At 71.4% G+C, this 10282-nt stretch carries 8 protein-coding genes and 1 pseudogene; 1 reads left to right on the plus strand and 8 read right to left on the minus strand.

The genetic code is table 11. The features are described from left to right. Positions 1–24 precede the first annotated feature (24 nt). The 4 genes from narH to epsC all read right to left on the minus strand — a co-directional run bounded on the left by narH (position 25) and on the right by epsC (position 6975). On the minus strand, positions 25–1593 hold the full coding sequence (narH, locus tag AB0M46_RS03890; RefSeq protein WP_363332745.1) for a nitrate reductase subunit beta: 1569 nt from the start codon (positions 1591–1593) through the stop codon (positions 25–27). Continuing rightward, complete coding sequence (locus AB0M46_RS03895) at positions 1593–5279, minus strand: nitrate reductase subunit alpha (protein ID WP_363332747.1); 3687 nt, start codon at positions 5277–5279, stop codon at positions 1593–1595. Before AB0M46_RS03895 ends, narH begins: the two co-directional genes overlap by 1 nt. Positions 5280–5464: 185 nt before the next feature. Further along, on the minus strand, positions 5465–6412 hold the full coding sequence (cysK, locus tag AB0M46_RS03900; RefSeq protein WP_363332749.1) for a cysteine synthase A: 948 nt from the start codon (positions 6410–6412) through the stop codon (positions 5465–5467). Then, the gene (gene epsC, locus AB0M46_RS03905; protein WP_363332751.1) at positions 6385–6975 is read right to left on the minus strand and encodes a serine O-acetyltransferase EpsC; all 591 of its coding nucleotides are present in this window, start codon (positions 6973–6975) and stop codon (positions 6385–6387) included. The genes cysK and epsC overlap by 28 nt, the downstream gene beginning before the upstream one ends. A 198-nt stretch (positions 6976–7173) precedes the next feature. Here epsC and AB0M46_RS03910 point away from each other — a divergent pair. Then, positions 7174–7296: pseudogene (locus tag AB0M46_RS03910) on the plus strand (transcriptional regulator); the annotation flags it as partial. A gap of 42 nt (positions 7297–7338) precedes the next feature. Here the strand turns inward: AB0M46_RS03910 and AB0M46_RS03915 are convergent. From AB0M46_RS03915 to AB0M46_RS03930, 4 genes are all read right to left on the minus strand, one after another. Then, the gene (locus tag AB0M46_RS03915) at positions 7339–8391 is read right to left on the minus strand and encodes an ABC transporter permease subunit (protein ID WP_363332753.1); all 1053 of its coding nucleotides are present in this window, start codon (positions 8389–8391) and stop codon (positions 7339–7341) included. Next, the gene (locus AB0M46_RS03920) at positions 8388–9287 is read right to left on the minus strand and encodes an ABC transporter ATP-binding protein (RefSeq protein WP_363332755.1); all 900 of its coding nucleotides are present in this window, start codon (positions 9285–9287) and stop codon (positions 8388–8390) included. The genes AB0M46_RS03915 and AB0M46_RS03920 overlap by 4 nt, the downstream gene beginning before the upstream one ends. Continuing rightward, complete coding sequence (locus AB0M46_RS03925; protein WP_363332757.1) at positions 9284–9673, minus strand: GntR family transcriptional regulator; 390 nt, start codon at positions 9671–9673, stop codon at positions 9284–9286. Before AB0M46_RS03925 ends, AB0M46_RS03920 begins: the two co-directional genes overlap by 4 nt. A gap of 146 nt (positions 9674–9819) precedes the next feature. Continuing rightward, the coding region (locus AB0M46_RS03930; protein ID WP_363332758.1) for a VCBS repeat-containing protein at positions 9820–10282 on the minus strand (463 nt) is incomplete at its 5' end.

Consider the following 10282-nt stretch of genomic DNA (forward strand, 5'->3'; position numbering starts at 1 on the left):
GAGGCGCGGCGACGACGGCGGCGGTCACGACGCGCCCCGCAGCGGGTTGAGCGGGAGGCCACGCCGCCCGTCGGAGCGCCGCAACAGGCCGACGCCCGCGCCGGAGCGCTGACCGGGGCCGGCCTCGCCGTCCACGGGGCACTCGCCATGCGCGGCGGCCTGGGCCTCCAGAGCGGCGGCGTCCCGGGCGTGCGCGGCCGGCACGACGTAGCGCTCGTCGTACTTGGCGATCGCCAGGAGCCGGTACATCGCCTCAACCTGCTCGGCGGTCATCCCGATGCTGTCGAGCAGTTCCTGCGCGACGGTGCCGTCGAGGGTGCGGGCCCGCATGTAGGAGCGCATGGCGGCGAGCTTCATCAGCACTCCGGCGGCCGCGTCGGCGTCGCCGGCGGTGAACAGCTCGGCCAGGTACTCCACGGGGATGCGCAGTTCGCGGATGGTGTGGAAGACGTCGTCGGCGTCGGTGTCGTCGCGTCCGGCCGCGCCGGCGGCGTCGAGCACCGGTGACAGCGGCGGCACGTACCAGACCATCGGCAGCGTCCGGTACTCCGGATGCAGTGGCAGCGCGATGCGGTACTCGGCGATCAGCTTCCAGATCGGGGAGCGCCGCGCCGCGTCGATCCACTCCTCGGGCAGGCCGGCGTCGCGGGCGGCCTGCTGGATCGCCGGGTCGTGCGGGTCGAGGAACACGGCGCGCTGGGCGTCGAGCAGGTCGTGCTCGTCCTCGACCGACGCGGCGGCGAGCACCGCGTCCTCGTCGTACAGCACGATGCCGAGGTACCGCAGGCGGCCGACGCAGGTCTCCGCGCAGATGGTCGGCAGCCCGGCCTCGATGCGCGGGAAGCACAGCGTGCACTTCTCGGCCTTGCCGGTGGCGTGGTTGACGTAGACCTTCTTGTACGGGCAGGCCGACACGCACATCCGCCAGCCCCGGCAGCGGTCCTGGTCGACCAGGACGATGCCGTCCTCTTCGCGCTTGTACATGGCACCGGACGGGCAGGCGGAGACGCAGGCCGGGTTGAGGCAGTGCTCGCAGATGCGCGGCAGGTGGAACATGAAGGTCTTCTCGAACTCGAAGCGGACCTTCGCGGCGGCGTCACCGGCCATCTTCGCCAGGTTCGGATCACCGCCGGCGCGCTCGTGGGCCCCGCCGAGCGAGTCCTCCCAGTTGGCACCCCAGGTGACGGACATCGGCTCGCCCGTCAGGGCCGAGTGCGGCCGCTTGACCGGGGTGTCGCTCAGCCCGGCCGGCGCGCTGACCAGGATGTCCTTGTCGAAGGTGGCCGGCTCGTAGTAGTCGTCGATGCTCGGCAGCTGCGGGTTGGCGAAGATGTGGCGGAGCCGCCTGGCCCGGCCGCCGGAGCGCAGCGTGAGCCGGCCCTTGCGGTCCAGCCGCCAGCCGCCCTTCCAGCGCTCCTGGTCCTCGTAGTGCTTCGGGTAGCCGATGCCCGGCTTGGTCTCGACGTTGTTGAACCAGACGTACTCGGTGCCTTCCCGGTTGGTCCAGGTCTGCTTGCACGTCACCGAGCAGGTGTGGCAGCCGATGCACTTGTCGAGGTTCATCACCATGGCGACCTGTGCGCGGATCCGCATCAGTACTCAACCTCCTGCGCGCGGCGGCGGATCACGGTGATCTCGTCGCGCTGGCTGCCGATCGGGCCGTAGTAGTTGAAGGCGTACGTGAGCTGGGCGTGCCCGCCGGCCAGGTGCGTCGGCTTGATCAGCAGGCGGGTCATCGAGTTGTGGTAGCCGCCCCGGCGGCCCGACCGTTCGGCCTTCGGCACGTTCACCGTGCGCTCGGGCGAGTGGTACTGGAACACCGTGCCCTCGGGCATCCGGTGGCTGACCACGGCGCGGGCGACGATGACGCCATTGCGGTTGTGAGCCTCGATCCAGTCGTTGTCGCGCACGCCGATCTTGCCGGCGTCCTCGACGCTCATCCAGACCACCGGGCCGCCCCGGGACAGCGCCAGCATCAGCTCGTTGTCGTGGTACATGGAGTGGATCGACCACTTGGCGTGCGGGGTCAGGAACCGTACCGTCACGCCGCCGTCGACCGCCTCGCCCGGCCGGCCGAAGTGCCGCGTCATGTTCAGCGGCGGCCGGTAGGCCGGCAGCTGCTCACCCAGCTCGGCGACCCAGTCGTGCTCGACGAAGAAGTGCTGCCGGCCGGTGAGGGTGTGCCAGGGCTTGTGCCGCTCCACGTTGATGGTGAACGGCGAGTACCGGCGCCCGCCCTTCTCCGAGCCGGACCACTCCGGGCTGGTGAAGACCGGCTGCGGCGCGTCCTGGGTCTGCGCGTACGTGATCCGGTCGCCCTCGTGGCCCTCGATCAGGTCCGTGAACGGCTGGCCTGTCCGCTTCTCCAGCGCGGTGAAGCCGGCCGCGGCGACCCGTCCGTTGGTGGTGCCGGACAGCGCGAGGATCGCCTCGCACATCCGGTCGGCCGTCTCCAGCGAGGGGCGCCCGTCGATGACGCCGTTGCGCTGGCGCAGGTACTCGATCTCCGGTGTGACGTCGACGGTGACCGCCTTGGTGGTCGTGCCGAGCGTGTCGAGCAGCGGGCCGACCGTCCGCATCTTCCGGCCGATCAGCGTGTAGTCCCGTTCGACCTCCACCAGCTTGGGCATCGTCCGCCCCGGCACCGGTTCGCATTCGCCGAACCGCCAGTCGCGCGCGCGGCCGCCCGGTGTGGCCAGCTCGTCCGGGGTGTCGTGCTGCAGCGGGGCGGCGAGCACGTCGCGGCGTACCCCAAGATGGCCCGCCGCGAGCTCGCTGACCTTGTCGGCCAGGGCCAGGAACGTGTCGTAGTCGGTGTGCGCGTCGGCGGGCGGCTGCACCGCCGGGCTGAACGCGTGCACGAACGGGTGCATGTCGGTGGTGGAGATGTCGTGCTTCTCGTACCAGGTGGCGGCGGGCAGCACGAGGTCGGCGTGCAGGCCGGTGTTGGTCATCCGGAAGTCGATCGCGGTGAGCAGGTCCAGCTTGCCGACCGGGGCCTCGTCGCGCCACGCCACGTCGCGCGGCCGCTGCCCGGGCTCGCACTCGGCGGCCGTCGCCGAGGAGTCGGCGCCGAGCAGATGCCGCATGAAGTACTCGTTGCCCTTGCCGGAGGAGCCGAGCAGGTTGCACCGCCACAGGGTCAGGCAGCGCGGGAAGTTCGCCGGATCGTCCGGGTCCTCCGCGACGGTTCTCAGCGTGCCGTCCCGCAGCGACGCGACGATGTGCTCGGCCACCGGCCGGCCGGCCGCCGCGGCCTCGTCACACAGGTCGAGCGGGTTGCGGTTGAAGAACGGGTGTCCCGGGCTCCAGCCCATGCGCTGCGCGGCGGCGACGGTGTCGGCGAACGACATCCCGGCGAAGCGGCCGGTGCCCAGCGGCGAGGACAGCTCGTCGGCCGGGACCCGCTCGTAGCGCCACTGGTCGGTGTGCAGGTACCAGAACGGGGTGGCGGCCTGGTGGCGCATCGGCCGCTGCCAGTCGAACGCGAAGGACATGTGCTGCTGGCCGGTGACCGGGCGCGCCTTCTCCTGGCCCACGTAGTGCGCCCAGCCGCCGCCGTTCACGCCCTGGCAGCCGGTCAGCGTCACCAGCGTGATGAAGGCGCGGTACGTCATGTCGGAGTGGAACCACTGGTTCGCGCCCGCGCCGAGGACGATCATCGACCGGCCGGCGCTGCGCTCGGCGTTGCGCGCGAACTCCCGGCCGATGCGGGCGGCGAGGGCGGCCGGCACGCCGGTGATGCGCTCCTGCCACGCGGGGGTGTTCGGCGCATCCGGGTCGTCGTAGCCGGCCGGCCAGTCGCCGGGCAGGTCACCCCGGCGGACCCCGTACTGGGCCATGAGCAGGTCGAAGACCGACGTCACCAGGTGCTCCCCGACGCGCATCACCGGCACGCCGCGGCGCATCACCGCGCCGCCCTCGGTGTCGCCGGCGTCGAAGCGGGCCAGCTCGACCGTCGCGCTGTCACCGGTCCGGTCCAGCAGGCCGAGCGCCGGCACCACGCCGTCGAGGTCGAGATTCCATCGGCCCTCGCCGTCGTCGGCGTAGCGGAACCCGAGCGAGCCGTTGGGCACGACGAGTTCGCCCGTGCGCTCGTCGACCAGGACGGTCTTGTGCGCGCCGTCGCGCTGCCCGAGGTCGGCGGCGGTCAGGAAGCGGTCCGCCGCCCACACCCCGTCGCCGGTGCTGCGCAACGTGACCAGGAACGGCAGGTCGGTGTACCGGCGCACGTAGTCGGTGAAGTAGGGCACCTGCCGCTCGTGGAAGAACTCGTGCAGTACCACGTGGCCCATCGCCATCGCCAGGGCGCCGTCCGTGCCCGGGTGCGGCGCGAGCCAGTCGTCGGCGAACTTGACGTTGTCGGCGTAGTCGGGGCTGACCGCGACGACCTTGGTGCCCTTGTAGCGGGCCTCGGCCAGGAAGTGCGCGTCCGGCGTGCGGGTCACCGGGATGTTCGAGCCCCACATCATCAGGTACGTGGCGTTCCACCAGTCCCCGGCCTCGGGGACGTCGGTCTGGTCGCCCCAGATCTGCGGCGAGGCGATGGGCAGGTCCGCGTACCAGTCGTAGAAGCTCAGCAGCGTCCCGCCCAGCAGCGCGTGGTAGCGGGTGCCGGCGGCGAACGACGCCATCGACATGGCCGGGATCGGCGAGAATCCGACGACCCGGTCCGGGCCGTACGTCTTGGTGGTGTAGACGTGCGCGGCCGCCGTCATGGTGATGGCCTCGTCCCACGTGGCCCGCACGAAGCCGCCGCGCCCGCGCTGGGCCTTGTAGGCGCGGGCCTTGACCGGGTTCTCCACGATGTCGGCCCACGCCAGCACCGGGTCGCCCAGGCGCTGCACGGCCTCGCGGAACATCTCGGCGAGCACGCCGCGCACGTAGGGGTGCCGCACCCGCGACGGCGAGTACTCGTACCACGAGAACGAGGCCCCGCGGGGACAGCCGCGCGGCTCGTAGTCCGGCGCGTCGGGCCCCGTGGTCGGGTAGTCCGTGGCCTGGTGCTCCCAGGTGATCAGGCCGTCCTTGACGAAGACGTTCCACGAACAGGAGCCCGTGCAGTTGACGCCGTGGGTCGAGCGGACCACCCGGTCGTAGTTCCAGCGGTCGCGGTAGAACGACTCCCAGTGGTTCCCGTCGATCGTATGCAGCGTGCGGCCGTGGTCGCCGACCGTCTCCCGGGTCAGAAACCGGCGGGCGACCAGCAACGGTGCCGCGCCGGGGGTCCGGTCCGTCGCGGGGATCCGGGTGGCGTCCGGCAAGCGGTCTGCTGACATGGCCATCTCCTGCGTTACGTGAGCGACGACCAGCCAGCCGTCGGTGCCGGGCAGCGGCGCGGTACCCCACCAGCCTCACCGGTCGCAACTGCCGAACCCAGGTGCCGTGGTCACCGATCTTCGGGACCAAGGTCCCGGGTCGGCACGGGTAGTGCTGCCCGGCCGCGCCGCGCCACGGCACATCGCTACTGCGCGGGGCCGGGGCCCGGCTCGTCCGGCGTCGTGAACAGCGGCGTGCTCAGGTACCGTTCGCCGGTGTCGGGAAGGATGACCACCACGGTGGCACCGGCGTGCTCCGGCCGGCGGGCGATCGCGGCGGCGGCATGCAGCGCGGCGCCGCCCGACACGCCCGCGAGGATGCCCTCGGTGCGCGCAAGCCGTCTGGCGGCGGCGCGGGCCTCGTCGACGCCGACCCGGACGACCTCGTCGTACACGGCCGAGTCGAGCACGGCGGGCACGAATCCGGCGCCGATGCCCTGGATGCCGTGCGGCCCGGGGGAGCCGCCGGAGAGCACCGGCGACTCGGCCGGCTCGACCGCGTACACCCGCAGGCCGGGCTTCTTCTCCCGCAGGGCCTGGCCGACGCCGGTCACTGTGCCACCGGTACCGACGCCGGCCACGATCAGGTCGACGTCACCGTCGGTGTCGTTCCAGATTTCCAGCGCGGTGCTACGCCGGTGCACCTCCGGATTGGCCGGGTTGTCGAACTGGCGGGGCATGAACGCGTCGCGCTCGCCGGCGATGGCGTTGGCCCGCTCGATCGCGCCGGACATGCCCGCGGCGGCGGGGGTGAGGACCAGCTCGGCGCCGTAGGCAGCGAGCAGCGCGCGACGTTCGGCGCTCATGCTCTCCGGCATGGTGAGGGTCAGCCGGTAGCCGCGGGCGGCTGCGATCAGGGCCAGGCCGATGCCGGTGTTGCCGCTGGTCGCCTCCACGATGTGGCCGCCCGGTCGCAGCTCGCCGGAGGCCTCGGCGGCCTCGATCATCGCCAGCGCGATGCGGTCCTTCACGCTGCCGCCGGGGTTGGCCGCCTCGAGCTTGGCCAGCAGCCGGGCCGGCAGGCCGGGCTCGAACCGGGCGAGGCGGACCAGCGGCGTGCGGCCGATCAGTGCGGTGATGTCGTGGTAGACCATTCCTGACTCCTGCGTCGCGATGTCTGGCTCCCGGGTGCGGCCGCCGGACTCCTGGGCAGGACTTCGGCGGCCGGCGCGCGCAGCCGGGCGCCCGCCGGGATGTCGGAAAGGACGAGGCACAACGCCCCGATCTCGGCGTCGTCGCCGATGTGCACCGGCCCCAGTACCGTCGCGCCCACGCCGAGCACGACGCGGTCGCCGACGCTCGGGTGGCGGTGGCCGCCCTTCGGGTCGCGGTGCCAGCCCCGGCCGCCGAGCGTCACCTGGTGGTACATGGTCACGTCGTCGCCGATACGGGCGGTCTGGCCGATGACGACCCCGGCGCCGTGGTCGATGAAGAGCCGCCGACCGACGACGGCGCCGGGGTGGATCTCGATGCCGGTCGCGTTGCGCATGACCTGGGAGATGAGCCGGGGCAGCAGCGGCACGCCCCAGCGGTACAGCCGGTGCGCGAGGCGGTGACCCCACAGCGCCCACAGGCCCGGGTAGAGCAGGACCTCGATGCGATGGACGCCGTACAGCGCGGGATCACGCCGGCAGGCGGTGCGGATGTCGTCCAGCACGGAAATTCCTTCGGCGGCAAGCGGACGGGGCCGGGTTCACCGCCCGCAACAGCGCTCGTCGAACACCCGCCGCACGTGCGCGCCCGCCAGAGGAACGGCGAACCGGTAGCCGGCGAGCTGTCGCCGCTGGGTACCTTGTTCGCTCATGGCCTCGACGTTATCCGCGCACATCCGCGGCGAGCAGGGCCGAAAGTCCCGCCGTTTCTGGAGCTGGTCGGGCAGCGTCCCGATGCCGTGTGCGGCCTGCACGCCGGCCTGGTCCGCGGAGTGCTGGAGCCCTTCGGCGCGCCACACGTCTGCGTGCTGCGCCTGCGGCGATGACGTTCCCCGCGACGGCGCCGGCAGCCGGGCACAGCTCGGCCGTCAGTTCTGCCGGCGCCGGATCCACCAGAAGCAGGTGCCGGCCAGCGCCCCGGCGAGCACGAGGAAGATTCCGGTTTCCATCCACTGCAGCGGCCAGTAGTGGCTCGCGGGGTGGTAGGTGACGGTCTGGTGGAGGTTGTCCTTGGCGAGGCAGGCCCCGATCTGACCCAAGTCCGGGTCGTCGCCCTGGCCGCCTCCGTCCAGACCCGGGAAGCAGCCGGAGTAGTCCTCGATGCGGACCACCTGGCCGGACGAGTTCTGCACGGGCGGCTGGGATGTCAGCCACGCGCCCTGCGGTGTCGGCAGGTCGAAGTGGAACTCCGTTTGCGAGCCCGAGAAGCCGTGGAACTGGCTCGTGCTGGCCTGGTTGATCGGGAAGGTGGTCGTGGTCGACGGCAGCAGGTGGGGCCGGACGAGGGCGGGCACGAGAATCTGGATGGCGACGAACACGGCCAGGGTGATGGCCATGGCCGGGAGCGTGCGGCGCAGCAGCAGTCCCAGCGTGGTACCCAGGGCGAAGGCGAACGCGGCGTAGCCGAGCGGGACGATGTCGCGTGAGGCGAAGGTCATCGCCGCCCACCGGTCACCCTTGAGCTGGTCCAGCGGCCCGGCCCACCAGGTCAGCAGCCAACTGAAGATCGCGGTGGTGGCGATCGCGGCGACGCCGACGACGGCGAGTTTGACCGCGAGCCACCGGGTGCGCGTCACGGTCTGGTTCCAGGCGAGTTGGTGCGTGCCGGTTTCCAGTTCACGGCCGATCAGCGGCGCGCCCCAGAAGATGCCGATCAGCGCCGGTACGGCGATCACGAGGAGCTGCAGGAGCATGAACATGGGCTCATAGCTCCGCTGCAACTGGTAGATCTGGGCACCCAGCGCCCGCGCGGCGGGGGTTGCTCCGTCACAGGCGTGCAGCGGGGCGCACGCGGCCAGGTCCGCGGCGTAGCTGTGGTGCATCCGCAACCCGGTGACCAGGAACACGATCGCCGCGGCGGCGAGCAGGACCAGGACGGTGAGGGCCTGGGCGCGGAACTGCCGCCAGGTCAGCCAGATCATCGCGCTTCTCCCGTCGGTTGCATCGCGGTCGCGGCGCCGTGGACGACGGGCCGCTCCATGTAGGTCAGCACGAGGTCCTCCAGTTCGAGGTGTTCGGCGGACCAGTCCCCGGCCGGCAGCGCACGCTCGCTTCGCACGACGAATGTGGACTGCCGGTCGGTGTGCTCCGCCGAGATGACCTGCAACCCCTCGGGCAGGTCGGACTCCTGGCGTCGCGTGCACACGATCCGGTGGTGCTGCGCGAGCAGATCGTCGGTTTCGCCGGCGAGCTGTACGCGGGAGGAGACCAGCACGACCAGGTAGTCGCAGACGCGTTCGAGGTCGGAGACCAGGTGTGAGGAGAGGATGACGCTGGTGTCGTGCTCGGCGACCGACTCCATCAGGTACCGCAGGAAGTCGCGACGGGCCAGCGGGTCGAGGCTGGCGACCGGCTCGTCGAGGATGAGCAGTTCGGGTCGCTTGGCGACCGCGACGGTCAGGGCGAGCTGGGCGCGCTGCCCGCCGGAGAGCTTGCCCGCCTTCTGCTTCGGGTTCAGCCCGAGCTGCTCGACGCGGGCCTGCGCGAGCTTCGCGTCCCAGCCCGGGTTCATCTTGGCGCCGAACTTCAGGTGGTCGGCGACGGACAGGCTCGCGTAGGTGGGGGTGTCCTGGGCGACGTACCCGACCCGGGCCAGTTGCGCGGTTGCGCCGTTGGGCTGTTCGCCCAGCACCTCGATCCGCCCCGTGGTCGGCGCGAGCATGCCGCAGGCGATCTTCAGCAGGGTGGTCTTGCCCGCGCCGTTGGGCCCGACCAGGCCGACGACGTGTCCCGGCGGGATCTCCAGGGTGCAGTCGGCCAGCGCCTGGCGCTGGCCGTATCGCTTGCCCAGCGCGTGGGCTTGCAGTATCGCGCTCATGTCTCCTCTTCGGCGCTCTCGCGCAGGGTGTTCTGGAACATCGCCTCGATGCCCGGCTCGGTCAGGCCCGCCGCCCGGGCCTTGTCTATCCAGGCGCGTAGCTCCTGCCGCAGCGGACCGTGCTCGGTGAGCGATGCGTGGCCGAGCGATCGGGTGATGAAGGTGCCCACCCCCGGCTTTGCCGCGGCCAGGCCCAGGTGTTCGAGTTCGCGATACGCCTTGCTCACGGTGTTCGGGTTGATCGCCACCTTGGCGACCACCTCCTTGACCGTGGGCAGCTTGTCGCCCTCGGTGAGCAGCCCCAGCAGCAGCGCTTGGCGTACCTGCCTGACGATCTGCTGGTACGGGGGGATCCCCGAGCGTGCGTCGAGGTGGAATTCGATCACCCGTAATCCTGTTCCACTAGGTTACTAGTAGAATGAGGGTGCACGGGGGCCGGGCGCGTGTCAAGCGGTCAGCGCGTCAGGGCGTCGCGCGTGCTCCATGTTCGGTGGTGGCGGCGCGGCGGTACCACCGCGCCGCCACTCGCCCGCTAGAGCATCGACTGGAGGTCAGAGCCCGAGGTCGTGTCCCAGCGGGTGACCGGTCCATCGAGGCCGCCGTCGCCGTTGGTGTGGGCGGTGAGGGTGAAGAGGGTGACGTCACCGCCGGTGCCGTAGTCGTAGAGGAGTGCGATGTCGGTCTTGCCGTCGCCGTTGAAGTCGCCGGTTGCCAGGGACGTTGTGCCGGATCCCCAGTAGGGGCCGTCCCAGCGGGTGGTCGCGTCGTCGAAGCCGCCGTCGCCGTTGGTGTGGGCGGTGAGGGTGAAGAGGGTGACGTGGCCGCCGGTGTTGTAGTCGTAGAGGAGGGCGATGTCGGTTTTCCCGTCGCCGTTGAAGTCGCCGGTCGCTAGGAACGTCGTGCCGGATCCCCAGTAGGGGCCGTCCCAGCGGGTGGTCGCGTCGTCGAAGCCGCCGTCGCCGTTGGTGTGGGCGGTGAGGGTGAAGAGGGTGACC

It is taken from the genome of Dactylosporangium sp. NPDC051485, from assembly GCF_040682015.1.
Classification (GTDB): domain Bacteria; phylum Actinomycetota; class Actinomycetes; order Mycobacteriales; family Micromonosporaceae; genus Dactylosporangium.

What these genes read in the sequence shown, in the direction of transcription:
- AB0M46_RS03920 (WP_363332755.1), bottom strand. Translation starts at nt 9,287, where the DNA reads ATGAGCGCGATACTGCAAGCCCACGCGCTGGGCAAGCGATACGGCCAG.
- AB0M46_RS03895 (WP_363332747.1), bottom strand. Translation starts at nt 5,279, where the DNA reads ATGTCAGCAGACCGCTTGCCGGACGCCACCCGGATCCCCGCGACGGAC.
- narH (WP_363332745.1), bottom strand. Translation starts at nt 1,593, where the DNA reads ATGCGGATCCGCGCACAGGTCGCCATGGTGATGAACCTCGACAAGTGC.
- AB0M46_RS03915 (WP_363332753.1), bottom strand. Translation starts at nt 8,391, where the DNA reads ATGATCTGGCTGACCTGGCGGCAGTTCCGCGCCCAGGCCCTCACCGTC.
- cysK (WP_363332749.1), bottom strand. Translation starts at nt 6,412, where the DNA reads ATGGTCTACCACGACATCACCGCACTGATCGGCCGCACGCCGCTGGTC.